Source organism: Paenibacillus antarcticus (genome assembly GCF_001637225.1).
Lineage (GTDB): Bacteria > Bacillota > Bacilli > Paenibacillales > Paenibacillaceae > Paenibacillus_AQ > Paenibacillus_AQ antarcticus.
This window is the reverse complement of the sequence record NZ_LVJI01000015.1, coordinates 26032-52473: the sequence shown is the minus strand read 5'-3', so window position 1 is coordinate 52473 and position 26442 is coordinate 26032. Positions and strand designations below refer to the sequence as shown.

The following is a 26442-nucleotide window of genomic DNA, read 5'->3' as shown; positions in this document are numbered from 1 at the left end:
CCGTAGAAAACATAAGATAATGTTTGTGAAGAGAGTTTCTCTACGGAAAACTAAGTGAATGCTTACGATGTAAGTTTTCCGTAGGAAAACTTTGAGGAGGATGGTACCTGCATGAAATTTCATAAAGTGCTCATTGCGAATCGTGGAGAAATCGCGGTTCGTATTATCCGGGCTTGTCGAGAACTTAACATATCAACAGTTGCGGTCTATTCAGAGGCAGACAAAGATTCTTTGCATGTTCGTCTAGCCGATGAAGCGTATTGTATTGGACCTATTCTATCAAAAGATAGCTATCTAAATGTTACTAATATCATGAGTGTAGCCACACTTACAGGGTGTGATGCGATTCATCCTGGATATGGATTTTTAGCTGAGAACGCAGATTTTGCTGAGATTTGTGAATCATGCAACATTACTTTTATCGGGCCTTCAGCATCTGCTATTAGAAGAATGGGTGATAAATCTGTTGCTAAACTGACTATGAAAGAAGCAGGTGTACCTGTAATACCTGGTTCTGATGGAATCGTAGATAGTCTAGATGAGGCGATTATTCTTGGCCGTGATATTGGCTATCCACTTATTATCAAAGCAACTGCTGGTGGTGGAGGTAAAGGGATACGTATTGCGGAGGATGAGACCGATCTAATTAAACAAATAACTGCAGCTCAGCAAGAAGCCCAGAAGGCATTTGGCAATGCAGGGGTTTATTTAGAGAAATATCTGACGGGTATGAAACATGTTGAAATCCAGATTATCGCTGACAATTATGGTCATGTGGTGCATCTAGGAGAACGAGATTGTTCTATACAACGTCGTAGACAGAAGTTGCTGGAAGAAGCGCCTTGTCCTATACTTTCTCCGGAAATTCGTACACAAATGGGTGAAGCGGCTATTCGAGCTGCAAAATCAGTTCAGTACTCAGGAGCGGGAACGCTTGAATTTCTACTTGGGACTGACGGACAATTTTATTTCATGGAAATGAACACTCGTATTCAGGTTGAACATCCCGTGACAGAATTAGTGACTGGTGTGGATATCATTAAAGAAATGATCTCTGTAGCAGAGGGTCATGCTCTTTCCTTCAGCCAAGAAGATATTGTAATAAATGGTTGGGCTATCGAATGTCGGATTAACGCAGAAGATCCTGATAAAAACTTTATGCCGGCACCTGGTAAAATTTTATTTTATCTCCCTCCCGGCGGTCCTGGTGTGAGAATTGATAGTGCTGCTTATCAAGGGTATACGATTCCACCGTATTACGATTCTATGATTGCTAAGGTGATCGTTTGGGCGCCAACACGTCAAGAAGCCATTGCCAAAATGAAGCGTGCGTTATCTGAATTTATGGTGGAGGGAATTCATACAACAATCCCTTTTCATCAAAAATTACTGAAGCATCCTACGTTCATCGACGGCGATTTCGATATCAAGTTTCTTGAGGAGAATGAGATTTAATTTCTTGAACTTTGTTTGTCTAAATGATGCCTAAATGATATAGTATGGATAACAAAATTTGCATGCCTAGTAAGTGTAATGCGATTATCTATTGATGCTAAAGAATTTACTTGAAGGGTGTGATATGGTCAGTATGAGTACAATACCGAATGAATTTGAACGAACGGATATCGGTGAGATCCAGATTGCTCCTGAAGTCATTGAAGTAATTGCTGGATTAGCTACAGTTGAAATTAAAGGTGTAGCCGGAATGAGTGGAGGATTTGCAGGTGGAATTGCAGAACTTCTAGGGCGTAAGAATCAATCCAAAGGCGTTAAAGTTGAAGTAGGTCAACGTGAAGCTGCAATTGATGTATCTGTCATCGTAGAATACGGTTATCGTCTGCCTGAGGTAGCTACTCAGATTCAGAGTAACGTGAAACGCTCTATCGAGAACATGACTGGACTTACCGTAATCGAAGTGAACGTTCATATCCACGATGTTATTTTTAAAGCAGTGGAAAAGAACGAAGAGATTGATTATAGCCAACGGGTTAAATAATAGACTACGATAGGCATTCGAACCCCCGACATCTCATGTCGAGGGTTTACTATAATTTTAGGAGGTTGGGTTGTTTCGTGGCTAAAATACTTGATAGACTTTTGCTGTTTATATATAGCTTGAGTATTGCTATTCTTTCTGTAGCTGCCATTCTCAAACTCAGTGGTGTTCTACCTTCTAACTGGATTGACGACTCGGATTACCGTGTATTCATATCTACGATTGTTGTATTGGTCGTATTGTTTCTTTTGAGTATTCGTTTCTTCTATATCTCTATTCGTAAAGATCGGAATAGTGTTCCGTCTATTGATCAGCGAACGGAGTTTGGAGATATTCAGATTTCTGTAGAAACGATTGAGAATTTATGTCTCAAGGCGGCTTCTAAAGTACGAGGCGTAAGAGATTTGAAAGTTCGTGTCAAGGTAAATCAGGCAGGTATTACGATTGAGATTCGTGCTGTTGTGGATGGCGAGTTCTCCATCCCTGTCTTATCCGCTGACATACAGAAACAAGTCCATGATTATCTGCAAGAAACTACTGGAATTCCAGTGTCTGATGTGTCAGTATTTATAGCTAACGTTGCGCAATCACCAAGCTTTAAGAGTAGAGTGGAATAGAGGTGGATTTCCCGATGCTTTGGAAAGAGATGTGGGGGAGTCACAGAGGACGCATTGTCGGTATTATGGGTGGGGTTTTATTCGGCGTTATATATTTAATATCTGGTTTTTGGGATGTGTTGTTCTTTGCATTGGTTGTGTTCATTGGATACACTTTCGGTAAAAGAAAAGATTTGCAAGAAGGTTCCTTTTTTCATTTGAAGGAAACGATGCAATGGTTATCGGAACGGTGGCGTCCTTTTAAATGAACCCTGTGATATGCTTTCTCTAAGAAAAAGAGCTACAGCCTCGCCAGGCCCATTTTTTGGAGAAAGTTTACCAGGGTTTTTTTTGTGAATATTAAGAAAGTATAAGTTCACGTTATACTTTGTTAATATTTCACGAAGAAACACATGTGAAACCTGAAATGACAACATGGTAGGTTCTGTTATGAAATAAAATGAACGCAATACAAGATATTCAGGAGGAACAGATAATTATGAAAAGACGTGTGGCAAGAGAAATCGTGGTACAAAGCTTGTACCAAATGGAAATGAACTTAGTAGAGAGTGAAGAGGCTGTATCTATCCTTTTGGAAGAAGCTTCTGAAGAGAACGAGACCGAAAGAGTAATCAAAGATGAGATCAAGCTAAAGGAGTATGTTCTAGAGCTTGTAAACGGAACGTGGAGTAATAAAGTCGCGATTGACGAACTTTTAGGTCATTATTTAGTTGGATGGCAAATGAGTCGTTTATCCAGAGTAGATCGTCAAGTGCTGAGATTAGCGACATATGAGATGGTATATCAAGAAGACGTTCCTGCGAAAGTTGTTGTCAATGAGGCAATCGATCTTGCCAAGCACTTTGGTACAGAGGATTCTGGTAAATTTGTAAATGGTGTATTGGGGAAAATGATTGGTGATTTGGAAGAACTTAAAGAGAAACGTTCTTAGAATTCTTAATTTTACTTAACATAAGGGGAGAGAGTGAAATGACAGCAACGATTATTAGTGGGAAACAGGTATCAGATGAAATCCGTGGTTCATTAGCAAATGAAGTAAAGGCACTTTCAAATAAAGGCGTTGTTCCAGGACTTGCTGTCGTATTGGTAGGAGAAGATCCTGCATCTCAAGTTTATGTTCGTAATAAAGAGAAGGCTTGCCATGATTTGGGTTATTATTCTGAAGTACACCGTCTGACTGAAACAACGTCGCAAGAGGAATTGTTATCATTAGTGGATAAGCTTAACCATCAAGATAATATTAATGGAATACTTGTACAGTTACCACTTCCTGGGCATATTGAAGAAAAAGCTGTCATCAATGCTATTTCAGTGGAAAAAGACGTGGATGGCTTTCACCCCATTAATGTGGGTAACTTGGTAATCGGTGACGATAGTCTTCTTCCATGTACACCATCGGGTGTTATTGAACTGATTAAGCGTGCTGGTATTGAAATGTCAGGCAAACATGCCGTTGTGATTGGTAGAAGTAATATTGTAGGTAAGCCTGTATCGTTGTTACTCCAAAGGGAAAACGCTACGGTTACGATGTGTCATTCTCGTACAGCTAATATGGCTGAGATCGCGAGACAAGCTGATATTCTAGTTGTCGCTATTGGACGTGCTAACTTTATAGATGCAAGTTATGTGAAACCTGGGGCAGTTGTTATTGACGTTGGGATGAACAGACTTCCCAATGGTAAGCTTGCTGGTGATGTTGATTTTGAAAGTGTTAAAGAAGTGTCAGGACCTATTACACCCGTTCCTGGAGGCGTTGGTCCAATGACAATTACTATGCTTATGCAGAACACGTTGATTGCGGCTAAGCGTCATCATAAATTGGTTTAAAGGGGTTTGTTATGGACCAGCAGAATGTTTTATCCATTAAAGATCTGAACCGATACATCCGGATGAAGTTGGATTCGGATTCATTGTTGTCTGATGTATGGATTCGTGGGGAAATTTCCAATTTCACTCACCATTCTAGCGGACATATGTACTTCACATTGAAAGATGAAAGTAGCCGTATAAAGGCAATAATGTTTGGATCTCACAACCAAAAACTACCTTTCATACCTAAAGAAGGATCGCGAGTGATTGCTAGAGGGAATGTTACAGTCTATGAACGAGACGGTCAGTATCAATTCTACGCGACACATATGCAGCCTGACGGTATTGGAAGCTTATACCTTGCTTATGAGCAGTTAAAGAAGAAATTAGAGTCCGAAGGGTTATTTGCATCTGATCGAAAGCGTCTAATACCAGACTACCCTAAGACAATTGGCGTAATCACTTCTCCAACAGGAGCGGCGGTAAGAGATATTATCATTACGCTGAAGCGGCGATATCCCCAAGTTAACATCATCCTATATCCTGTTCTTGTGCAAGGTAAAGGAGCTGCGCCAGCTATCGTGAAAGCAATCGAGGCTTTGAATATTATGGCAGAAGTCGATGTGATTATTGCGGGTAGAGGTGGGGGCTCGTTAGAGGAATTGTGGGCTTTTAATGAGGAAATCGTTGCTAGAGCTATTTACCGATCAGCTATTCCAATTATATCTGCCGTGGGACATGAAACGGATTTCACGATTGCCGATTTCGTTGCTGATCTCAGGGCTGCGACTCCTACTGCAGCAGCTGAACTTGCAGTACCCAATGTGGAAGAAATTAAAGCGACTCTACAGCTTAGAGAACGTCAGCTACGTCAGGCGCTGAAGCAACGAGTTCAACATGGCCGTGAGCGGCTTGCAGCGTTACAACGTTCACCTGTGTTGGTACATCCTCGTAGAACATTACAGCAGCATACGGAGCGGCTTGATAGGTTACAGCTACAGCTTACACGATCTATACGTTCGGATTTAAAGCTGAACATGGAGAGGAAATCGCGAATTCACCATAGCTTATTGCGATTCAATCCTCAAGAGCAAGTGTCTTCCGCTAAAAAGAATAGAGAGAGAAGCCAACGTCAGCTTCAATTGGCTATGTTATCTATTCTGAAAGGAAGTCAGACACAACTTGGTTCAGCGGTACGCCAACTAGATGCTTTAAGTCCGCTAAAGGTAATGTCTAGGGGTTACAGTCTTGTTTATGACGAACAGGAGAAACGATTAATTAAATCGATAAGCGATGTACAGCTTGGAGATTTGGTGAAGATAAGAGTCAATGATGGTCAATTCGATTGTCAGGTATGGGCAATCAAGGAGGATGAGCAAAGTCATGGCGAAGGTCACTGAACTTAATTTTGAACAAGCAATGAGCCAGCTAGAAGAAATTGTAGACGAACTTGAGCATGGGGACGTACCTTTAGAAAAAGCGATTGAGTTATTTCAAAAGGGAATGGGTCTTTCTCAGTTATGCAGTCAGAAGCTGGAACAGGTCGAACGCAAGATTGAAATGATTGTGGAGGAAGATGGCGAGCTTCGGAAGAAGCCATTTGGTGCTTCACTAGATTCAGAAAGTGGTGAGTCCATTGAATAATCAGCCTCCTTTGAAAGATTATATTGATGACATATCGGATTTGATCACATCATCCTTGTTGGAGATTTTCCCATCCAACTGGGATGTTCCTTCTAATTTAAAGGAATCGATGACATATTCCCTTCTAGCAGGAGGAAAACGCTTACGTCCATTGTTGGTCATAGCGGCTTGCGAAGCTCTTGGGGGACGACGTGAAGTAGCGATAGAAGCAGCCTGCTCTGTCGAAATGGTTCATACATATTCTCTCATTCATGATGATCTTCCAGCAATGGATAACGATGATTACCGTCGTGGTAAGCTTACGAATCATAAAGTTTATGGTGAAGCCATGGCTATCCTTGCGGGAGATGGGCTTCTTACTCATGCATTTTTTAGTTTAGCTCAGATTTCACGTAAGCATGGTATACCCTCCGATCGGGTTCTTGCTATAGTTGAAGATTTGGCCGAAATGGCTGGGCCTAGAGGTATGGTTGGGGGACAGGTTGCGGACATGGAAGGTGAACAGGGTCTCACGGGTCTATCCCAACTTGAGTATATCCATACGCACAAGACAAGTGATCTAATTATATTCTCACTTATTGCAGGGGGACGAATTGCAGGAGCTGATGAAGCTAAGGTTACAGCACTTCGTACATTTGGTCACAAGCTTGGACTTGCTTTCCAGATTCAAGATGACATTCTAGATCTAATTGGTGACGAAGCTAAGCTTGGCAAGAAGACTCAAAGTGATGTGAAACAAGATAAAGTAACTTATCCTTACTTTATTGGTCTTGATGAATCGAAGAGGGAAGTCGAAAGGCTGACTCAGGATGCTAAGAAAACGATTATAGAGGCCGGATTCCCTCATCCAGAACGTCTTCTGGAGATTGCAGATTATTTGGTTAATAGAGATCATTAAGTCTGTAGATTTTATAAGTGAGGTTTATTTGTGATATAATGAGCGGAAGATTCGTGAAGTACAACATTAACAAATCCTATAGAAGAAAAGTGGGGAGATTTAAGTGAAACTTCCACAATTGAAACAGCCAGAACAATTGAAATCACTTTCGGTTGACGAGCTAACTTCTCTGGCGGTTGAAATCCGACAGTTTCTAATTGAGAAGCTGTCTGTTACAGGAGGGCATCTCGCATCGAATTTGGGAGTGGTGGAACTCACGCTTGCTCTTCATTATTGTTATAACAGCCCGAAAGATAAGTTTTTATTTGATGTAGGACATCAAGCATATGTTCATAAGATACTTACTGGACGTATGGATCGATTCGATACATTACGTAAATATAATGGTTTATGCGGGTTTGTGAAGAGAACAGAAAGTGAACATGATGTCTGGGAAGCTGGACATAGTAGTACATCTCTTTCCGCTGCCATGGGTATGGCTCTTGCCAGAGATCTTAAAGGCGAAGACAACAAGGTTGTTGCGTTTATTGGAGATGGTGCACTAACCGGTGGTATGGCATTTGAAGCGCTAAATCATATCGGTCATGCACAGAAGAAGTTAATGGTCGTTCTTAATGATAATGAGATGTCCATTGCACCAAATGTAGGCGCTATGCATAATTATTTGAGTAAGTTACGCTCAGATCGTCACTATTTAAGAGCGAAAGATGAAGTAGAAGGCATGCTTAAGAAGATCCCGGCGATTGGTGGTAAATTAGCCAAGACAGTTGAGAAATTAAAGGATAGCCTTAAATATATGGTTGTACCAGGTATTCTTTTTGAGGAATTAGGTTTCACGTATCTTGGTCCCGTAGACGGACATGACCTTCAGAAATTAATCGACACGTTTAAGCAAGCGGATAATGTAGACGGCCCTGTGTTTGTTCATGTTCTTACAACAAAGGGTAAAGGTTATACACCTGCGGAAGCGGACTCCTATAAATGGCATGGTATTACACCTTATAAGATTGAATCTGGTCAAGTACTGAAATCTGTAGGAAACCCCATGTATACAGATGTGTTCGCACAAACATTAATTGAACTTGGGGAACGTGATTCAAGAGTTGTAGCAGTTACACCAGCAATGCCTGGTGGTTCAGGACTATTTCCTTTCAGCAAAAGGTTTCCGGATCGTATGATTGATGTTGGAATTGCAGAGCAACATGCGGCAACGATGTGTGCGGCAATGGCGATGGAGGGTATGAAACCTGTATTCGCAGTGTACTCTACCTTTATGCAACGTTCGTATGATCAGATTGTTCATGATATTTGCCGACATAATGCCAACGTAACGTTTGCAATTGATCGCGCAGGATTTGTTGGAGCAGATGGTGAGACACATCAAGGGGTTTATGATATTGCTTTCATGCGTCATATTCCGAATATGGTTCTTATGATGCCTAAGGATGAGAACGAACTTCGTCATATGATGTTTACTGCACTAGAATACAATGACGGACCTATTGCTTATCGTTATCCACGTGTTAATGGGCTTGGTGTGCCTATGGATGAGACGCTTGTGTCAATTCCAATTGGTACATGGGAAACGGTTCGTGAAGGAGAAGGGTACGCTGTTCTTGCCGTAGGTCCTATGGTTCAAGTGGCGCTTGAAGCTTCCGAACTACTTAAGCGAGAAGGAATTCAACTTCAGGTTGTGAACGCACGTTTCCTTAAGCCTGTGGATGAAGATATGTTACGCGCTCTTGCAAAATCAAGAACGAATATGATCGTATTGGAAGAAGCAAGTGAAGCGGGAAGTCTTGGTAGTGCTATCCTTGAATTTTATGCAAGTCAACATATGTTTGATACGACCGTGTCCCTAATGGGTGTTCCTGATCGATTTATTGAACACGGAAGCATTAAGGAACAACGTGCAGAAACCGAACTAACGGCTAGTGCAGTATGCGAGGAAATTCGTAAACTTATAGCTCTTCATCCTTATGAATATGGTAAAAGCAGCTTTCCGTCTTAAGGCGTGAAGACAGAATCAGGTGAATATATGGAAAAAGAACGTATAGATATACTGCTTGTTGAGCAGGGATTATATGATAGTCGCGAGAAAGCCAAGGCTGCTATCATGGCTGGATTAGTGTTTGCTGCTGAAGAACGGATTGAGAAACCAGGAATGAAGATTCCAAGGGACGCAGCGATCAGGGTCAAAGGTGCTGTTCATCCTTACGTAAGCAGGGGTGGATTGAAGTTGAAGAAGGCTATCGATAGTTTTGGCATTGAGCTTCAAGATGCTGTGATGCTCGATATTGGCTCTTCAACGGGTGGTTTTACCGACTGTGCGTTAAAGCATGGTGCTAAGAACGTATATGCGATAGATGTTGGAACCAATCAATTGGATTGGTCTCTTCGCAGCGATGAACGGGTATATGTTATGGAAAAGACTAATTTTCGATATATGACTCCAGAAGATTTAAAAGGTCCTATTCCGAATTTTGCTAGTATTGATGTGTCCTTTATCTCACTACGAATTATATTACCGCCTCTAATGGCACTATTGAGCCAACCCTCGAGTGTTGTAGCTTTAATAAAGCCACAGTTCGAAGCTGGTCGAGATAAAGTGGGTAAGTCAGGTGTAATTCGTGATACTGCGGTTCATAAGGACGTTCTAAAGACAGTTCTATCATTTGCCGAAGAGTTGGGTTATCGTCTGCAAGGGTTAACTTTTTCACCCATTACAGGTGGAGAAGGTAATATTGAATTTCTAGCTCATTGGAGACTAGATATGTCTAATCTTGATGGACTTCCAATGGATAACGTAAGCATGAAGGATCACATTGATCGCGTTATTAACGAGGCGACACATACGTTTAAGGGGAACTCATCTAAGTAGATGGGTTTCTTTGCTTAAAGATAAGAAAGTATAAGTTACATTGGATACTCAACTTTCCTATTTATTATTGCTGAAATGGGTGTCGTCCTTGAAAAAGAGATATCTATTTCTAATTGAAAAAAAGGTTTTTTTTAAGGTCTCACGAATACATCTACGAGGTGATTCGCATGGGAGGACGAGCTGATCTATTCATGATGGCTATCATAGGAATTCTACTTGTTATAGGTATTGTCTCTTTATTGATGAGGTGGTTTCAGAAGCCGATTAGTGATCGCAGCTTAAATATACCCTTTAATGATTACATCCCTGAGCATCCGGCCGTGGATTTTTTGCAAAGTAAAGGATATGAAGTGATGGGTGGACGCGTCAAGATCCCCCTTTATTTCGAGGTCAATCATGAGGATTACTTTAGTAGGTTGTTTATTGATTATGTCGTATCCGATGAAGCTGGAGCTGTGTATCTGGTCAAGACAGCCAAGAAGCGATTGCCTTTGGAATGGACAGGTAGTTCACTAAGAGATCGTCTCTTACCTTACTTTTTACTGTATCCAGACTGTGCCGGAGTAATATACATGGATCTAAATGAACGGGAAATACGGCATATCTATTTCGAGTGGGATGAGGAAGAATGGATTGGATATGATAGTTAATTATTAGCACAAATTAGGAGGCATTTATGAAGGGACAGCGACATATTAGGATTCGTGATATTATTACGCATCGCGATATTGAAACTCAGGATGAACTGGTAGAAGCGTTAAGGGAGTCGGGGTTCCAGGTGACACAAGCGACAGTATCTCGAGACATTAAAGAATTAGTTCTCATTAAAGTACCAACAGAGGATGGAAGATATAAATATTCACTACCGACGGACCAACGTTATAACCCTGTACAGAAATTAAAACGAGCACTTGTAGATAATTTTGTTCATATTGATCATACTGGCAATCTCGTTGTAATGAAATGCCTTCCAGGAACAGCCAACTCCGTTGCGGTCTTGCTGGACAATATGGAATGGAATCAGATTATGGGTACGATCTGTGGGGATGATACCATTCTTATGATTTGTCGTTCCGAGGAAGACAGCGAGTATGTCATTAAACAAACGCTAGGTTTTATTTCATAGTAATAATGCTAATGAGTAAGGCAGTAAAGAGCCGAAGGTGGGATTCTATTCATGCTGGTAACGTTATCCATTCGAAATTTAGCAGTTATTGAAGCAATTGACGTACATTTTTATCCGGGTTTCCATGTGATTACCGGAGAGACAGGTGCAGGTAAATCCATTGTCATTGATGCGCTTGGTCTTTTGGCAGGGGGAAGAGGTTCTGCTGATCTCATCCGGTATGGCTGTAATAAAGCTGAGATTGAAGCATTATTTGAACTTCAAGAGGGGCATCCAGTATGGGATACGCTTGTTAAGATTGGCATAGATGGTGATCATGAAGAGCATTTAGTTATTCGACGTGAAATTACGTCCCAAGGTAAGAGCACTTCTCGAATAAATGGACAACTTGTAAATCTTACAATGCTGCGTGAAGTAGGTGAACAACTGGTTAATATTCATGGCCAGCATGAGCATCAGAGCTTACTGCTTCCAGAGAAGCATTTGCATCTTTTAGATACATATGGCGAACAAGTTATTGGTCCTTTGAAGCAAGGATATCAGGAGAAATATTCAGCCTTTATCAAAGTGGAGAAAGAACTTAGAGAACTTCAGAATTCTAGCCAGAAAGCATATCAAATGTTGGATTTATACCGATTTCAATTAGAGGAGATTGCGGCCGCACAATTAAAATCCGGTGAAGATGAATGGTTAACCAATGAAAGGGTTAAGCTATCACATAGCGAAAAAATGATGGACTCTGTTACGGGAGCGCATGAAATTCTGTATGGGCAAAAAGGTGTCGGTTCTATTAGTACAGCGATCAACCTTTTAAAAGATGTAACTCATTATGATGAGTTGGGACTTAAACCTTTACTAGACCAACTTCAGTCTGCCTATTTTCAATTTGAAGATGCTGCATTTCAGTTGAGGGATTATCGTGAGAACATTGAATTCAATCCTGAACGTCTAGAGGAGATTGAACAACGTCTAGATATGATTACCACGCTTCGTCGAAAATATGGTGACAGCGTAGAACAAATTCTAGCTTATTATGAGAATATTAAGCAGGAAACGGATTTGTTGGAGAATAAAGATGAACGCTTGGAGAGCCTACGTGAATTGCGCGATGGGATGCTTGATGGGCTACTTCAAGCGGCATATAAATTAAGTCAGGCTAGACGACACTGTTCTGAAGAGTTGGCTTCACAGGTTGAAAGTGAACTGAAAGATCTTCAAATGGAGCGGACATCTCTGCAAGTTAAGCTTGATCTGCTTGAGGATCCACGTGGATATGAAGTGGAAGGACACAAGGTGCGATTAACCAAGCAGGGGATGGATAACGTTGAATTTATGATATCCCCAAATCCCGGAGAGCCGCTAAGGCCTCTTGGTAAAATTGCTTCAGGCGGAGAGTTATCGAGAATTATGCTTGCCATGAAGACTATCTTCGCACGTCATGATCAGATTCCTGTACTCATATTTGATGAAGTGGATACAGGTGTCAGCGGGAGAGCAGCTCAGTCAATTGCAGAGAAGCTATTTAAGCTGTCTGAGACATGTCAAGTGTTCTCCATTACGCATTTGCCTCAAGTCGCTTGTATGGCAGATCATCAATATTTGATTGAGAAGAACATTATGGATGGACGAACGATGACACAAGTAGAAAATCTGTCTGATCAAGGGCGGATTGAGGAACTTGCAAGGATGTTGGGTGGCGTCGAAATTACTGAAAAAACGCGTCATCATGCCCAAGAGATGTTGAAGTTGGCTGAAGCGAGAAAAGCTGTCAGATGAGGGAACGGAGTAATGATTGACAGTAATAAAAGCCTGAGGGCGGGGTTATCTTAAAGGTACGCAACGGCGACCACTTTCGTCAAGCGAAAGAAATTAGGGGAGTGTGACAGCCATTGAACTCCAATCTCAGGAAGAAATTACTAGGTCTATTATCCGCCTTCTTTCTGTGTTTCCTATGTACAAGTGAATCTGTACACAGTTATGCAGCTTTACCGAATGATGTAAGATTATTTACTGGCGATTCATCCACGTTTCAATTAGCAGTTCCTGTAAACACCCACGCATCTGTGGACAGGCCCGATGTACTTCAATTAAACGGAGTGACAAGTTCTACGTTACAAGTGTCCCCCAATCCATTGCGACTTAGTTCACAACAGAGTGGTACTGCGCGTCTTACCCTGAAATTATTCGGAACCATTCCTATTAAAACGGTACGGATTCAGGTTGTTCCTGGACTGAAAGTGATCCCTGGCGGACAAACAATCGGAGTAAAGGTGAAATCAGCGGGAATTCTTGTAGTTGGGCATCATTTAGTTAACGTTAGAGAAGATCAGCGAGTCTCTCCAGGTGAGAATGCAGGCATTCAGTTAGGTGATTTGATGACCCATATGGATGGCGTCGCCCTAACCGATATAAGCAAAGTTGCTACGATGGTTGAAGAAGCTGGAATAGGGAAGAAAAAGCTTGATATTTCCTTTAAAAGAGGAGAATTAACTTTATCGACCAAACTTACCCCAGCCTATGACGAAGAGGACAAAGCTTGGCGGTTAGGTCTTTATATCCGTGATTCTGCTGCAGGGGTTGGAACGTTAACCTTCTATGCTCCAGATCAAGGCGTCTATGGTGCACTAGGGCATGTGATCACGGACATGAATACGCAGACTCCTATCGTTGTGGGTAGTGGTCAAATTGTTCAGTCAAACGTAACTTCAATTTCTAAAAGCCAAGACGGTGAACCAGGTGAGAAACGAGCACATTTCCTCAAAGAAAGTAACATACTAGGTAATATTGTAAGTAATACTCACTTTGGTATTTTTGGGAAAATGACGCAAAACCCCGAGCATAGTTTATATAAGGAACCTATTCCTGTTGCTTTTGCTGAAGAGGTTAAGGAAGGACCTGCTGAAATATTAACTGTAGTGGATGGACAGCAAGTTGAACGATTTAAAGTTGAAATTGTGCATGTTGCACGTCAAGATGCACCAGCTACGAAAGGTCTTGTATTAAAGATTACTGACCCGAAACTTATAAGTAAAACAGGTGGAATTGTACAAGGAATGAGTGGAAGCCCCATCGTTCAGAACGGTAAGCTCATCGGTGCAGTTACACATGTATTTGTAAATGATCCGAAATCCGGTTATGGATGTTTCATCGAATGGATGCTTCAAGATTCTGGTGTAATGCAGAAGTCAGATCGCAGTGAAAACCTTAAGGCGAGTTAGCCTTAAGGTTTTTTTGTCATAAATAAACGAATGCAGTCATACTTTGTAAATAAATAATTAATTATAAATCAAGTTAATAAAAAAATAAACAAAAATAATTTTCGACAGAAGGAATTGAGAAAGGGATGTCGAAAGTTATGTCTAGAGAAGAAAAATTATCACAGTGTGCCAATTATCAACATAAACCAAGGAGGAACCAACAGTGCAAAAAATTGAAGTGTTGTTAGCGGATGATAACAGAGAGTTTACAAATTTACTTGCCGAATATATTTCAGAGCAAGAGGACATGGTTGTTACCGGAATCGCCTATAATGGCGAGGAAGTGCTCAATATGATCAATGAATCTAGAAAGGCGCCAGACGTACTCATCTTGGATATCATCATGCCGCATCTGGATGGCCTTGGGGTACTTGAACGCCTACGTGAAATGAACATCTCTCCACAGCCTAAAGTTGTCATGCTGACGGCATTTGGGCAAGAGAACATCACCCAAAGAGCAGTGCAGCTAGGAGCCTCTTATTACATTTTGAAACCATTCGATATGGAGGTTCTTGCGAATCGTGTTCGTCAATTAGTAGGTCAGCAGAACTTGAATTCATCAAGCTTGTCCATGTCTAACCACAGATCTAATGTACTTCCTTTAGGAAAAGGAAAAAATTTAGATGCTAACATTACATCGATCATTCATGAAATCGGTGTTCCTGCACATATTAAAGGATATCAGTACCTGCGAGAAGGTATCACCATGGTATATAACAATATAGAAATATTAGGAGCAATTACGAAGACTCTTTACCCTGCAATTGCTGAGAAGTTCAAAACAACACCTTCCCGTGTGGAACGTGCGATTCGTCATGCTATTGAAGTGGCCTGGACACGTGGTAACATCGACTCCATTAGCCACCTATTCGGCTACACAATCAATATAAGCAAGTCTAAGCCAACCAACTCGGAATTCATTGCGATGGTAGCTGACAAGCTTAGAATTGAGCATAAGGTTAGCTGAGGACGGTAGAGGTAAGGGTTTTGGTTATTTATACATAAAACCATTTTGCGTATAAATATCAGAATTAGGTGAACTCATGCCGATAAACTACTGTTTGTTAAACCGACTTATACCGTCTATTTATTGGGTTGGAAAAATCCAATAAATAGGCGGTATTTTTATGACTAATTTAGATTTTTAGTTAGACAATTTCATGTTTTACTGTTCAAGTAAGAATCTAACCAGAAAGACTTTAGCAAGCTATGAGAAGACCTTAAAGCTGTTCATTAAATATTTGAAAGATACTTTCGAAATTGAGGAAGTTAAGAAGTTAAGAAAGTCCAGTCAGGTCATATTCGGCAATAGATTAAGTACCTCCTTGAAAGAGGTAAATATACTTAAGTAAACAATGAGCTGACTAAGAATAATAACCATCCCGAAAATCGTACTGATTACAAGAAGGAAATTTCAACTACGACATTTGCAATACAAAGATAGGTATTCAAGCAGTCCGTTTTTCTTTCCCACAACAAAAGGTATGCAATTGAACATAAGGAATCATGAAAAGGCATTAAACAAGCAGGGGAGAGGGTCGGTGTCCATATTCATCCGCATCTTCGGAGAAATAATTTTGCGAAATACTACATTCTTAATAGCGGAGATTGGTTTAGTTTATGTAGGATATTAGGGCATAGTTCCGTTGAAGTGACACAGAGAGCCAATCTGGATTTTATAGACGAAGAAATTAGTAAAAAAATCAACGGTGAAATTATAAAAACTATCAATGGTTTTGACTTTTTTCTTGATAGCTTTCATATAGAAAAAGACGAATATCGTGAAAATAAATGAAATTAAACCAACGTAATCGGCTAATGTACCACTCCCGCATTGGTCGGTCATTCCTATGACTATTTTTTTACAGGAAAAGGCATTGAAGAAACAATAAGTAGACGGTTATCGTTGTATTAACATAAGTTCAGAGGACATACAGAGCATTGCAGACGATGAAAGCTACCATGCTATGAAGTAATTATTCGGGCATTCTATCAAATGAAATTTTTGTAAATATTTTTGTTGACATAATAGTTTTTGAGTTGATATAATAATCGACATTACATAAATCCGATAAAAAATATCGGGATTAACTGGAGGTATTGTTCATGACAAAATCAATTGCTTCATACGCCAAGCTTTTTACAGCACTCCTCTTATCCGCATCTATCATTTTTGCGCAGCCAGCTGCTTTCGCAGCATCTGTTGTACCTGTTGCAACAGTAGCAGTTGCTGCTTCACAAGAGGACGGCGTACCGCAGTATAAACAGTTCTTGCAAGAAAAGTACAATGTAAAACTTGCGGGTGAAATTACGAAAGGCCAATTCATCAACGCAATAGCTAGTGTTCTAAAAGTTAAGCCTTCTGGTAAAGAAGTTGTATTTACAGATGTTAAAGAAACGGATGCATTGTTCCCGGCAGCTACTGCTTTATATGAAGAAGGTATTCTAACAGGTACTGCAATTCAAGGAGAAGAAACACTTACGAATGTGGTTGCAATCTCCATTGCAGTAAGAGCGGCTGACCTTAAAGAGCTTGCGTACACATATCCTGCTGCGAAAGTTAACAAAGCGCTAAGCGCAATTAATGTTAACGGAAGCACACTAGGAACTAAAGTCGCTCAAGAATTAGCGCTTGCTGTTGATACAGGCCTATTGCCAGCAGAGTTTTATGCTAACTTCAAGCCTAAAGGTATCGCAAGCGAGCAATTGATCAACACGCTTGCTGGAAAAGTACTTATTACTAAAGGTCTTTATAAGCAATATATCGGTTACGTTAATGATGCAGATATTTATAACAAGCTGAATAGCGCATACAAAACTTCCGATATCATTGACGCTCCGAAATTGCAAAAGATCGTTAACACAGCATTGGAGCAAGAGCTTATTACAGGCTACAGCATCAAAGATTCACGTTTTGAGCCTAACTTTATCTCATCACTTGAACTAAGCTATGGCCATTCCAACTATAATCATGCTGTACAGCTTATTGGTTTACTTCGCAGTGAAGGTCTGAATGCTAAAGTTCAATTCGAGCCTAAAACTTCTGCTTTCGTGCACTTGGCTGAGTGGGGAAATCCAGGTCCAAACGTAGTTCAAATCGCTAACGGAAATTATATTGCTTATGCAAAAGAATACGATCTGAAATTTGAATTTGCTACAGTTGCTGACAAAGCTGCTTTTGATGCAGTAATTGAAAAGTATGCAAAGAAAAATGAAGATGATCAAACTAGTTTGATCGCTAGCTCATGGTGGCAGCCACTTTATTATTCTGCAACAGAATTGAACGGTTATGCGCAAATTACTAACAACCAAATTACAGATGCAGATAGCCCTTACACAGTAAATCCTTACTCACTGAATGAAAATTCAGAAAAAGTAATTGCTGGTTTGAAAGCAATCGATCCTGATGTAACGATTAAGCCAGTTAAATTCTGGGTTGATCTGCCTTTCTTCAGATACTTGCACGGTGAATCTAAATAATAGATTGATCTGATAAGTTAATAGTAAAATCGTTACAGCCCAACTATCGCTAAAATAGTTGGGCTGTTTTTTTGTTGGGGAATGTATTTAAGTTGATTGAAATGAATGATCTCCTCGCGCAGCGATCAACAAGGGAATACAACGGCTTCCCATTAATAGTTAAGGTTAAGATTTGTTCTTTTACAATTCTAGAATGGGTATAACAACCGTACGCGTCCTATTACCGCAAAGTTTTGAAATGAACATAATGAAAGAAAAGCATGTTACGTAATGTTACGTAATGAAACGATACTTAGAAGTATGTTCAAAATAAAATGATTTAAAGTTTATGTGACAGGAGATTAATTAACATGGCGGAAAAGGTTAAATATTTATAGGCAACTGCATTGTCAAAAGAGCTAGGTTTACCAACTAAAGGATTATTCGAAGTTATGGTGAACAATGGGTTAATAAGTAGAGAAAATGATACTTGGGTTCTAACAGAGCTAGGGAAGACAAATGGAGGTGTTATCAAGAATCATCCTCAACATGGCTCTTTTATTGCTTGGGATGAGAAAATCAAAGATGTACTTGATCTGACAAAAGACAGTGAAGAGAAGCTTATTAGTGCAATAGGGTTAAGCAAACACTTTGGAATCTCTAAGCTTCGTATTAATTTAACCCAATAAATAAGAGGTGTTTTTAATGAAGTACTCTTATAGTGATAATAAAAGTTATTTCGTTGACTTGTGGAAATTAATGGAATAAACTCATAGTATTCAATCGTGTAAACAAATAATAGAAGGGAATGACTGATGGATGATTAAAAAAGGTATATCAAGGGTGATGATAGTCGCGATGCTGTTGAACTTTTCTCTATTGGTAAACGTAGGTGCGTTCTCACCTATCGTAGAAGCTGCCTCAACCAGTGCGACGTTCAATTGTACTAGCTATGGTGTGACCACCTCGGTACCGGTCGGTACGACACTGCCTGCTGGCTGGATCATTGCGAATAATATCGGCAGCACAATAACTGCCAAGTGCTTGATCGGGGCAACGACAGGCGTAACGACCGTCGCTATGCTGGGTTCTGCGATTCCGAGCGGTTGGGTGGTCATCAATCAAACAAGTACTTCGCTTACACTCAAAAATTCGAACGGAGCAAGTTATGGCGAAACGTACACTATCGTACCCATCTCGCCGCTCCCAAGCGGCTGGGTCACGATAAACAGAACGGACAGTACGGTGTGGATCAAAAACCTAATTGGAGCACCAACAGGCGCAACGGTCTCCATTCTGATTGGTTCTCCAATACCAAGTGGCTGGGTGATTATAAATGAAATAGGTTCTACATATACCATTAAGAAACTGTAAGGAGCAAGCTACTGTGAAACCTTTGCAGTCTTACCATTCTCGCATCTCCGAGCTGGTTGGGTGGTCATTAACCAACTCGGAGTTTATAGCGATGATAGCTTATCAGCTTAGAATTGAGCACAAGGTTAGCTGAGGAAGGTAGGGGGAAGGGTTTATATCAATTGGAAACTGTTTACAGATAGAACAATTATGGCTTTAAATATCTGGAATCAGAGTTTTATACCGATAAACATCTAAATGACAAATTAACTAATACCGCTATTTATTGGGTTCAAGAAATCCAATAAATAGCGGTATTTTGTTATGACAGACATTGAATTACAATAAGACAATTTTATGCTATATTGTTCATCCGAGAATTTCATATAAGACATTAGCAAGTTGTGAGTAGACTCTAAAATTATTTATAGCTTATTATGGCTACTGACAGATAAATTTTTAGATTCAGCCTTTATTGTTCAGGCTTATATACTCCGACAGCCCCAAAATATAAATGTTTCGCCGTGTCCTCTTGATTTTCAGGTGACATATCTTTAAACCAGTGTTCTTGCATGTCTTTCTCAGTTAAATTCATATCTCGCCAAAATGATAGTCCAATTTCGGGGAAATAATAAGAGTAGCCATCTGATTTTTCCCGATCATAAGGTGAGATATTATCAATCAATGGAATTAATGCTGATGCCTTAGTGTTAAAAAAATCTAATTCTTCGTATTGACAAACAAATTTGATCGCTGCACTTGAGAACAGATCTATAAAAGAACACTTACCATCTTCATATTCAATCTTAAAGAAAAAAGGCGAATTCTCAGTAAGTTTATCAATTTCACTCTTGCTCATTCCAAGTTTCATTTCCCCGATAAAGAGACCTGGTTTGACTTGGACAGTGATTTTGTCTGAGTTCATAATCAATCTCCTTAATATGTATTAGTTACAATGCTCTCTATATATCCAAGGATATCACGTATTGGCAATAGTTCGAAATGGCAGATTTGATGAGTTTATTAAGAGCAAAAAGAGGGACATCCCTAGAGGCCATAATTAGCCACTAGGGATGCCCCTTACCTAATAAAGCTGGTGTTGAATTAACCGTTACTCTTCGATATTGAGAAAGGAAGCTCTTCCGGTCCGTAAGTACGGTACGTTGGAGCTAGTCCAAGACGGAAATCCAACGACTTCCCTTCCATAATATCGTCATGCGTAATATACAATTTGGTATATTCCTCATTCTCTAATGTGACGTTAGCAACGAAATTGGACTGCGTGTTATTGTTCTCCGTATGAATCTGCATATGTTGTCCATTTGGGAGTTCAATCGAGACACTGTCGAACAGAGGGATGCCGAGCACATATTCCTTGCTACCGGGGGACACTGGGTAGAACCCCATGGAGCTGAATACATACCATCCCGACATGCTGCCATTGTCTTCGTCGCCTGGGAATCCGTCAAATCCACTATTGAACAGGTTAGTCAGTATCTGCTTAATTACGACCTGGGATGATGCCGGCTGTCCAACATAATTGAATAAATACGGAATGTGGAAGCTTGGCTGGTTTGAAATGGCAACCTGGCCAAAGTCCACGGCTGCCATTTCGCTCATCTCATGAATTTCAAATCCGTAGCCTAAAACATCGAAATCTGGTGCTTTGTTGCATAATTCGGTTATTTTATTAAAGAATTGTTCCTTCGATCCATAAGCTTTGATTAAACCTTCGAAATCCTGAAATACAGCAAAACTAGTCTGCCATGCGCTGCCTTCAGCATAATCAAGTCCCCAACTCGTATCGTTGAAGTCTGGACGGAACTGTCCATTGTGATCCTTCGCTCGCATGAATCCGGTCTTAGGGTCAAAAATGTTCCGATAATTCAAGGCACTTTGTCTATAGTGATCTTGGATCTCTTTGTTTCCTAACACCTCAGCCACGCGGCTGATGCAATAATCACTGTAGGCGTAGTCCAGTGTATGATTAACACTCTCGTGATAGCTACTCGGGACATAGCCATGTTTGATGTAATCTAGCGTTCCCTGACGACCATAACAGCTCTTTTCACTTTGCGTCGTGGCTGCTGTCAACATGGCTTCAAGGAGTTCGGGCATCAGGTGTTGTCCAATTCCTTTCGTTGCAGCATCGGCAATAACAGCGTCAATGAGCGTACCTGGCATGAGTCCGCGTTCATCCGGGGATAGCCATTTTGGCAAGAATCCAGTTTCTCGATAGGAATTCATAAAACCCTCGAGCATCTCTTCATACTCTTTAGGTGCAATGATAGAGTACAGAGGATAGACGGTTTTGTATGTATCCCAGAATCCGTTATTGGTATAAAGAATACCTTCCTTGACGGATCTAGCTGTCGTATCGTAATGGACTGGATTCATATTAGTATCCAGCTCGTAGAATTTCTGCGGGAATAGAAACATGCGATACAAGCAAGTATAGAATGTCCGTAAATATTCCTCGTTCGAGTGTGTGACTTGAATTTTGTTCAGATAATGATTCCAAGAATAAGCAGCTTGTTCTTTCAACTCATCGAAGGTTGTACTCGTATCCCTTTGCAGATTGAGTTGCGCTTGCTCGATACTGATAAATGATGTAGCCAGTTTAACTTCAAGCGTCCCCTTCTCACAGTCTGCAAATCGAATGACCGCATGCTGATCCTCGCCAAGAAGTGTACTTACATTGATTAAATTACCTTCAGCATTATAATGACCCGAATGCGCAAGATCAATGTCCTTGTTGAAGGTCATAGCTACGTACATTCGGAGTCCATCGTCGTGACTCCCCGAGAAATTGCTGACATATCCAGTAATTGTACGATTTAGCGCATCCAGATGGAATTCGCTCTTCTTCTTGGCATTCAATACGAAACCTGCCTGCTGGGCCCCGTTGTATTTGATGCGCAGAGATGCTCCGTAACAGCTTGGAACGAGTTCGGTTGTAATGTTGTAACGTTGTTGCTTCACTTTAACGTAATGAGGTTTAAAAATCGCTTCTTCTGGCCGGTATGAGCTTTGGCAGGAAAAGACAGATCCTCTGATTTTGTCATCTGCAATAGGTGTCATGAGGAAGTGGGCGAAATCTCCCATCCACGGACTCGGTTGGTGTGTCAGGCGGATTCCTTGAAAGATGCGGTCATTCGGGTTGAAGAACCAGCTCCCCTCATCATTTGTCTGTACAACAAAGTGATTCATACCAAAGGGAACCCCTGTATACGGAAGTGTATTCCCGTTGGAATAAGAGTGTTTGTTATTAGTACCTTGACGTGTGTCGACGTAATGCAACATGCAGAGTCAGTCTCCTTTACTATGCAGAAATAATAAGTGCTAAAGTTTCTTTACAGTCTGACGTTCAATAAGCTGAACGGAGACTACAATGTTATCTCGTAAATGTTCCTGAGGACTTTCGATTAGACGGATAAGGCTTTGAGCAGCCAGATACCCCATCTGGCAAAAATCCTGCGACATCGTTGTCAGCTTAGGCTCGATAAAGCTGGCAAGGTTAATGTTATCAAATCCGACAATGGATAAATCATCTGGCACTGACAGACCCAACTCTTTGGAGATTTGAATGATTTCAATGGCTGTTAGATCATTCTCTGTAACAATTCCTGTGATTCCTTCCTCGATAACGGATTGTATGAATTTGATATAGTATTCTTTCCCGTTATTGTTATCGTGGGTCAAATACTGGTCATTTAAGTCATTCACACTGTAATCGATCAAGTTGTTGTCATGTAGCGCTTTTAGGTAACCGAAATATCTCCCTCGAATCGATGAGGAATTCTCTACTTTCAACGACGAGAAAAAGGCAATTTTCTTATGATTATTCTCTATCAGATGCTTACAGGCCAGATAACCACCGTCATTGTTGTCAGAGGTAACGGACAGGAAAGGGATCCCTTCAATACATTTATCTATCGTCACCAATGGGAAGTTGGACAGATAATATTGATATAAGATACCAAGATCGCAAATGCTGCTTACCGGGTAGAAGATTACGCCAGAGTTGGTACTATGAAGAGCTGACTTCAATAGCTTTCGTTCTTCTACAATGGTATTGGACTGGATGTTTAACGTATAGTCGGTATTCGCGAGATATTCGTTGATGCCTTTCTCGTAATCCCCAAGCCCAGGATTGTGAGTGAACGGTAAAATTAATAAAATATCCTTGTGTTCTTTGGACGAAGAGCGTGTGGAGACATAGCTAGGATTTACGAAGCTTCCTTTTCCTTGTACACGATAGATTAGATTCGAATTTTCCAATTCCGACAATGCCCGCTTGGACGTGATCCGGCTTACGTTATATTTCTTCGAAAGATCAGCCTCGGTTGGAAGTTGATCTCCACTTTTCAACTTTCCTGTTTCAATTTTAGCTTTTAAATCATTTACGATATTTTGGTATAGTGGAATTTGTCCCATTTATATATCTCCCTGCCTAATTTGATATATCATTATTATGATGCTTATGTCAAATTTTTATGATAGTCTCTTGTTTGAAATTAAGGTTCTTATGTTGAATATACGATAGGATAGACGTTTGAGCAATAGAAAAGAAATAACTAACAAGACATTAAGAGAATTGCGCTAAATGGGTATTGTATCAATTGTTCATACCAAATTACTAGTGAAGTCTGCTAACTCTCTATGAATAATGATTCAAGGCCTTTTAGGTATATTCGTTTCCAAATTACGTAAAAAATAAATAATGTAAGCGCTAGACAAAATAGTTGGTATGTCATAGAATGGATTTCATAGTCATAGTTGATATATCAAATATTGAGGAGCTGATGGAGTGTTACGTTCTAAAAAAGGAATATCAGTAATGTCATTATTGTTGGTTTCGGCTCTGCTTGTTACAGCATGTGGAGGAGAATCAGGGAAGTCCAAAGGGGCCGGTACTGATGAATCAGCAAATACGAATGAAATTTCACTCTTAAGGCCAAGCTGGACCAACCTTAGACCTGCGTCAAAGGATTTATGGATGTGGCAAGAATACGAAAAGATGTCAGGAGTGAAAGTGAACTGGGAAGAGCTTAGTGATATCGGAGAGAAGAAAAATGTGATATTGACTAGAAAAACGCTACCGGATGCTTTCTATCAAGTCGACTGGAGTAACGGTGATCTACTGAAATACGGACAGCAAGGAATGTTTATTCCTTTGGAAGAGTTGATTAAGGAGAATGCGCCAAATCTGCAAAAATATCTAGATGAGAACGAGGACGTGCGAAAAGGGCTGACGAGTGCTGATGGACATATTTATGCAAGCCCTTACATAGATCCATATCCGGAAGGAAACCGTACAATTCGGTTGTTTATTAACAAGAAGTGGCTAGACAACCTCGGCATGGAAGTCCCGAGAACGACAGACGAACTCGAAAAAGCACTTACAGCATTTGTCACCAAAGACCCGAATGGTAATGGTGTTAATGATGAGCAGGGTTGGTATATGCCGAGCGGCTCGCTTGGATGGACTTTCGAACAAATGATGATGGGATCTTTCGGCATTGGTAACGGTGGCCGCAAGGCAGTAGGTGATTTCATCCATGTGGATGACAACGATGAGATTCAGCTTACGATTACATCTGACCAGTATAAGGAAATTCTGAAGTATGAGAACCGATTGTACAAGAATGGCGCGATCAACAAGCAGGCATTCAGCGGTGTAGATTATGATAAATGGACGGCTGATGCTGCTAAAGACACAGTTGGTGCATGGAACTGGGCTGCTCCAGATTATATCGGGGAGAGCGTGAAGGGTGACTTTGTAGCGATTAACGTTCTTGCTGGTCCTAATGGAGATACGGCTTCGTTGACCAGTTCGCAGGTAGCAGGGGGTTCAAGTCTTGTCATTACGAAAGATGCGAAGGATCCAGCGGCAATTTTGAAATGGGTGGACTATTTCTACAGTGAAGAGGGAAGTGTATTCGGTTACCTTGGCAAAGAAGGCGTCACCTACAATATGGAGGGCGGTAAGAAGGTCTACATTGATGATATCTTGAAATACAAAGATGGAATCGGGCTTGGTGCATTTCAATATGTAGATAACGTGTATGGTGGATACTTCCCATATATTGAGCTCTCACCAGAAGTTAGATCCACGGCTGGACGCCAGGAAGCACCAGTATATAGTGATTTGACCGAAGAAACGCTGCCGAGTGTGATGTTGCCGGATCTACCTGCAACGATTAAGGAAGCGAATGAATCTTCTTCTATCATTGCAGATGTAGGTAATTATGTCGGTCAGATGCGTGTGGAGTTTGTTCAAGGCAGTAAGGATATCGACAAAGAATGGGATAACTACATTGCTCAGTTGAAAAAAATGGGTTCGGATAAATACTTAGAGATAAAACAAGCGCAATACAAACGTTATAAAGAAAGTTAAAGGTACTGTGGGGGAGATTCTTTGGGAATCTCCCCGCATTTTAAAGGAGAGGGGAAAACCATGGAATCTTCAGTTCACAAGAAGCATCTTCTTAAGTCGAAACGTAAATCTTTTCTGAAGCAAAAGTGGCTATACATCATGATGCTACTGCCGCTAACCTCTTTAATAATATGGAATTACATCCCGATGTATGGGATTATTATTGCTTTTAAAGATTACTCTCCAGCATTTGGGATTATGAGTAGTCCTTGGGCGGGATTCTCTCACTTCGAGCGTTTCTTTAACGCCTTTTATTTCTGGGACGTAATCATTAACACGCTACGAATCAGTTTATACAGCCTTCTGGTTGGAGTGCCTCTTCCGATCATATTGGCACTCATGTATAACGAACTTCGCAATAAGAAGTATAAGTCTATTGTACAAACGATTTCTTATATTCCTAATTTTATTTCGGTGGTTATCATTGTTGGTATGGTGACGTTCTTTACGTCTCCGGTTGACGGAGTTATCAATTCTGTAATTGAGTATTTCGGAGGTGCGCCGATTGATTTTATCGGAAATTCCAAGTTGTTCCCTCACGTCTTTGTCTGGTCTGGTATCTGGCAAGCAGTCGGATGGGGGACCTTGATCTATACGGCTGCGATGTCCGGCATTCCACAGGACCAATATGAAGCGGCTTATCTTGAAGGTGCATCCCGGATGCAATGCATTCTTAACATCACTATTCCGGCGATCATGCCGACCATAATGATTTGTACCATCTTGGCAACGGGTTCTGTAATGTCTGTAGGATTCGAAAAGGTATTGTTGATGCAGAATGATGCAAACCTTGCTACATCCGAGGTTTTATCAACATATATGTATAAATCTGGTATTGTGAACGCGGAATATAGCTTCTCTGCTGCTGTTGGCCTCTTTAATAATTTGATTAATTTTATTGTACTGTACGTAGTGAATAAATTCGCTCAGAAATTTAGTGAGACAAGCCTGTGGTAAGGAGGG

Annotated in this window: 25 protein-coding genes and 1 pseudogene; 23 read left to right on the top strand and 3 right to left on the bottom strand. The window is 40.6% G+C overall.

The window, feature by feature from the left end:
- Positions 1-111: 111 nt before the first annotated feature.
- From accC to PBAT_RS26375, 21 genes and pseudogenes are all read left to right on the top strand, one after another.
- Positions 112-1455 carry an acetyl-CoA carboxylase biotin carboxylase subunit gene (gene accC / locus PBAT_RS10230; protein ID WP_068649187.1) on the top strand — a complete coding sequence of 448 codons (1344 nt, stop codon included), beginning with the start codon at positions 112-114 and terminating at the stop codon, positions 1453-1455.
- A gap of 133 nt (positions 1456-1588) precedes the next feature.
- Positions 1589-1996, top strand: a complete 408-nt coding sequence (locus PBAT_RS10225; RefSeq protein ID WP_068649610.1) for an Asp23/Gls24 family envelope stress response protein — start codon at positions 1589-1591, stop codon at positions 1994-1996.
- 77 nt (positions 1997-2073) lie between these two features.
- Positions 2074-2613, top strand: a complete 540-nt coding sequence (gene amaP, locus PBAT_RS10220; protein ID WP_068649185.1) for an alkaline shock response membrane anchor protein AmaP — start codon at positions 2074-2076, stop codon at positions 2611-2613.
- A 14-nt stretch (positions 2614-2627) separates the two neighbouring features.
- A complete protein-coding gene (locus PBAT_RS10215) occupies positions 2628-2861 on the top strand; it encodes a DUF2273 domain-containing protein (RefSeq protein ID WP_068649183.1) in 234 nt (77 codons plus the stop codon).
- A 230-nt stretch (positions 2862-3091) separates the two neighbouring features.
- The gene (gene nusB, locus PBAT_RS10210) at positions 3092-3544 is read left to right on the top strand and encodes a transcription antitermination factor NusB (protein WP_068649181.1); all 453 of its coding nucleotides are present in this window, start codon (positions 3092-3094) and stop codon (positions 3542-3544) included.
- 38 nt (positions 3545-3582) lie between these two features.
- On the top strand, positions 3583-4440 hold the full coding sequence (folD, locus tag PBAT_RS10205; RefSeq protein ID WP_068649179.1) for a bifunctional methylenetetrahydrofolate dehydrogenase/methenyltetrahydrofolate cyclohydrolase FolD: 858 nt from the start codon (positions 3583-3585) through the stop codon (positions 4438-4440).
- Between the two features lie 11 nt (positions 4441-4451).
- Positions 4452-5822, top strand: coding sequence for an exodeoxyribonuclease VII large subunit (gene xseA, locus PBAT_RS10200; RefSeq protein ID WP_068649177.1), 1371 nt, complete (start codon positions 4452-4454; stop codon positions 5820-5822).
- Complete coding sequence (xseB, locus tag PBAT_RS10195) at positions 5806-6066, top strand: exodeoxyribonuclease VII small subunit (RefSeq protein WP_068530037.1); 261 nt, start codon at positions 5806-5808, stop codon at positions 6064-6066. Before xseA ends, xseB begins: the two co-directional genes overlap by 17 nt.
- Positions 6059-6964, top strand: a complete 906-nt coding sequence (locus tag PBAT_RS10190) for a polyprenyl synthetase family protein (protein ID WP_068649175.1) — start codon at positions 6059-6061, stop codon at positions 6962-6964. Before xseB ends, PBAT_RS10190 begins: the two co-directional genes overlap by 8 nt.
- 103 nt (positions 6965-7067) lie before the next feature.
- Positions 7068-8975: a 1-deoxy-D-xylulose-5-phosphate synthase gene (dxs, locus tag PBAT_RS10185; protein WP_068649173.1), complete on the top strand. Its 1908-nt coding sequence runs from the start codon at positions 7068-7070 to the stop codon at positions 8973-8975.
- Between the two features lie 27 nt (positions 8976-9002).
- Entirely contained in the window at positions 9003-9845 is an 843-nt protein-coding gene (locus PBAT_RS10180; protein ID WP_068649171.1) for a TlyA family RNA methyltransferase, read from the top strand.
- A gap of 167 nt (positions 9846-10012) precedes the next feature.
- The gene (locus PBAT_RS10175; protein ID WP_068649169.1) at positions 10013-10495 is read left to right on the top strand and encodes a hypothetical protein; all 483 of its coding nucleotides are present in this window, start codon (positions 10013-10015) and stop codon (positions 10493-10495) included.
- Between the two features lie 26 nt (positions 10496-10521).
- Complete coding sequence (gene ahrC, locus PBAT_RS10170; RefSeq protein WP_068589844.1) at positions 10522-10971, top strand: transcriptional regulator AhrC/ArgR; 450 nt, start codon at positions 10522-10524, stop codon at positions 10969-10971.
- A gap of 51 nt (positions 10972-11022) precedes the next feature.
- Positions 11023-12747 carry a DNA repair protein RecN gene (gene recN, locus PBAT_RS10165; RefSeq protein WP_068649167.1) on the top strand — a complete coding sequence of 575 codons (1725 nt, stop codon included), beginning with the start codon at positions 11023-11025 and terminating at the stop codon, positions 12745-12747.
- Positions 12748-12860: 113 nt separating this feature from the next.
- Positions 12861-14189 carry a SpoIVB peptidase gene (gene spoIVB / locus PBAT_RS10160; protein WP_068649165.1) on the top strand — a complete coding sequence of 443 codons (1329 nt, stop codon included), beginning with the start codon at positions 12861-12863 and terminating at the stop codon, positions 14187-14189.
- Positions 14190-14391: 202 nt separating this feature from the next.
- Positions 14392-15195, top strand: coding sequence for a sporulation transcription factor Spo0A (gene spo0A / locus PBAT_RS10155; RefSeq protein ID WP_068649162.1), 804 nt, complete (start codon positions 14392-14394; stop codon positions 15193-15195).
- 193 nt (positions 15196-15388) lie between these two features.
- Positions 15389-15580 (top strand): hypothetical protein, encoded by a 192-nt coding sequence (locus tag PBAT_RS26380; protein ID WP_420848752.1) that lies wholly within the window; start codon positions 15389-15391, stop codon positions 15578-15580.
- A 754-nt stretch (positions 15581-16334) separates the two neighbouring features.
- A complete protein-coding gene (locus tag PBAT_RS10150) occupies positions 16335-17708 on the top strand; it encodes an S-layer homology domain-containing protein (RefSeq protein WP_068649160.1) in 1374 nt (457 codons plus the stop codon).
- A 386-nt stretch (positions 17709-18094) separates the two neighbouring features.
- Complete coding sequence (locus PBAT_RS10145; RefSeq protein ID WP_149466366.1) at positions 18095-18376, top strand: hypothetical protein; 282 nt, start codon at positions 18095-18097, stop codon at positions 18374-18376.
- A 130-nt stretch (positions 18377-18506) separates the two neighbouring features.
- Entirely contained in the window at positions 18507-19061 is a 555-nt protein-coding gene (locus PBAT_RS10140) for a hypothetical protein (protein WP_068649155.1), read from the top strand.
- A 43-nt stretch (positions 19062-19104) separates the two neighbouring features.
- Positions 19105-19194: pseudogene (locus PBAT_RS26375) on the top strand (sporulation transcription factor Spo0A); the annotation flags it as partial.
- A gap of 318 nt (positions 19195-19512) precedes the next feature.
- Here PBAT_RS26375 and PBAT_RS10135 read toward each other — a convergent pair.
- The 3 genes from PBAT_RS10135 to PBAT_RS10125 form a co-directional block, all read right to left on the bottom strand.
- Positions 19513-19965: a hypothetical protein gene (locus PBAT_RS10135; protein ID WP_084402955.1), complete on the bottom strand. Its 453-nt coding sequence runs from the start codon at positions 19963-19965 to the stop codon at positions 19513-19515.
- A gap of 179 nt (positions 19966-20144) precedes the next feature.
- Positions 20145-22343 (bottom strand): GH92 family glycosyl hydrolase, encoded by a 2199-nt coding sequence (locus tag PBAT_RS10130; RefSeq protein WP_068649153.1) that lies wholly within the window; start codon positions 22341-22343, stop codon positions 20145-20147.
- Between the two features lie 39 nt (positions 22344-22382).
- The gene (locus PBAT_RS10125) at positions 22383-23477 is read right to left on the bottom strand and encodes a GntR family transcriptional regulator (RefSeq protein WP_068649151.1); all 1095 of its coding nucleotides are present in this window, start codon (positions 23475-23477) and stop codon (positions 22383-22385) included.
- Between the two features lie 373 nt (positions 23478-23850).
- Between PBAT_RS10125 and PBAT_RS10120 the strand changes: the two genes are divergently transcribed.
- Together PBAT_RS10120 and PBAT_RS10115 are read left to right on the top strand one after the other, a co-directional pair.
- On the top strand, positions 23851-25440 hold the full coding sequence (locus PBAT_RS10120; protein ID WP_084402953.1) for an extracellular solute-binding protein: 1590 nt from the start codon (positions 23851-23853) through the stop codon (positions 25438-25440).
- Between the two features lie 60 nt (positions 25441-25500).
- Positions 25501-26436, top strand: coding sequence for an ABC transporter permease (locus PBAT_RS10115; RefSeq protein WP_068649604.1), 936 nt, complete (start codon positions 25501-25503; stop codon positions 26434-26436).
- The last annotated feature ends 6 nt before the right edge of the window (positions 26437-26442 follow it).

Coding starts and splice junctions, on each gene's coding strand:
- accC (WP_068649187.1), top strand. CDS start 112: ATGAAATTTCATAAAGTGCTCATTGCGAATCGTGGAGAAATCGCGGTT.
- ahrC (WP_068589844.1), top strand. CDS start 10,522: ATGAAGGGACAGCGACATATTAGGATTCGTGATATTATTACGCATCGC.
- xseB (WP_068530037.1), top strand. CDS start 5,806: ATGGCGAAGGTCACTGAACTTAATTTTGAACAAGCAATGAGCCAGCTA.
- recN (WP_068649167.1), top strand. CDS start 11,023: ATGCTGGTAACGTTATCCATTCGAAATTTAGCAGTTATTGAAGCAATT.
- PBAT_RS10130 (WP_068649153.1), bottom strand. CDS start 22,343: ATGTTGCATTACGTCGACACACGTCAAGGTACTAATAACAAACACTCT.
- PBAT_RS10180 (WP_068649171.1), top strand. CDS start 9,003: ATGGAAAAAGAACGTATAGATATACTGCTTGTTGAGCAGGGATTATAT.
- PBAT_RS10225 (WP_068649610.1), top strand. CDS start 1,589: ATGAGTACAATACCGAATGAATTTGAACGAACGGATATCGGTGAGATC.
- nusB (WP_068649181.1), top strand. CDS start 3,092: ATGAAAAGACGTGTGGCAAGAGAAATCGTGGTACAAAGCTTGTACCAA.
- PBAT_RS10140 (WP_068649155.1), top strand. CDS start 18,507: ATGATTAAAAAAGGTATATCAAGGGTGATGATAGTCGCGATGCTGTTG.
- PBAT_RS10175 (WP_068649169.1), top strand. CDS start 10,013: ATGGGAGGACGAGCTGATCTATTCATGATGGCTATCATAGGAATTCTA.
- folD (WP_068649179.1), top strand. CDS start 3,583: ATGACAGCAACGATTATTAGTGGGAAACAGGTATCAGATGAAATCCGT.
- PBAT_RS10135 (WP_084402955.1), bottom strand. CDS start 19,965: ATGAACTCAGACAAAATCACTGTCCAAGTCAAACCAGGTCTCTTTATC.
- PBAT_RS10125 (WP_068649151.1), bottom strand. CDS start 23,477: ATGGGACAAATTCCACTATACCAAAATATCGTAAATGATTTAAAAGCT.
- PBAT_RS10115 (WP_068649604.1), top strand. CDS start 25,501: ATGGAATCTTCAGTTCACAAGAAGCATCTTCTTAAGTCGAAACGTAAA.
- PBAT_RS10150 (WP_068649160.1), top strand. CDS start 16,335: ATGACAAAATCAATTGCTTCATACGCCAAGCTTTTTACAGCACTCCTC.
- xseA (WP_068649177.1), top strand. CDS start 4,452: ATGGACCAGCAGAATGTTTTATCCATTAAAGATCTGAACCGATACATC.
- PBAT_RS26380 (WP_420848752.1), top strand. CDS start 15,389: ATGTTTTACTGTTCAAGTAAGAATCTAACCAGAAAGACTTTAGCAAGC.
- PBAT_RS10215 (WP_068649183.1), top strand. CDS start 2,628: ATGCTTTGGAAAGAGATGTGGGGGAGTCACAGAGGACGCATTGTCGGT.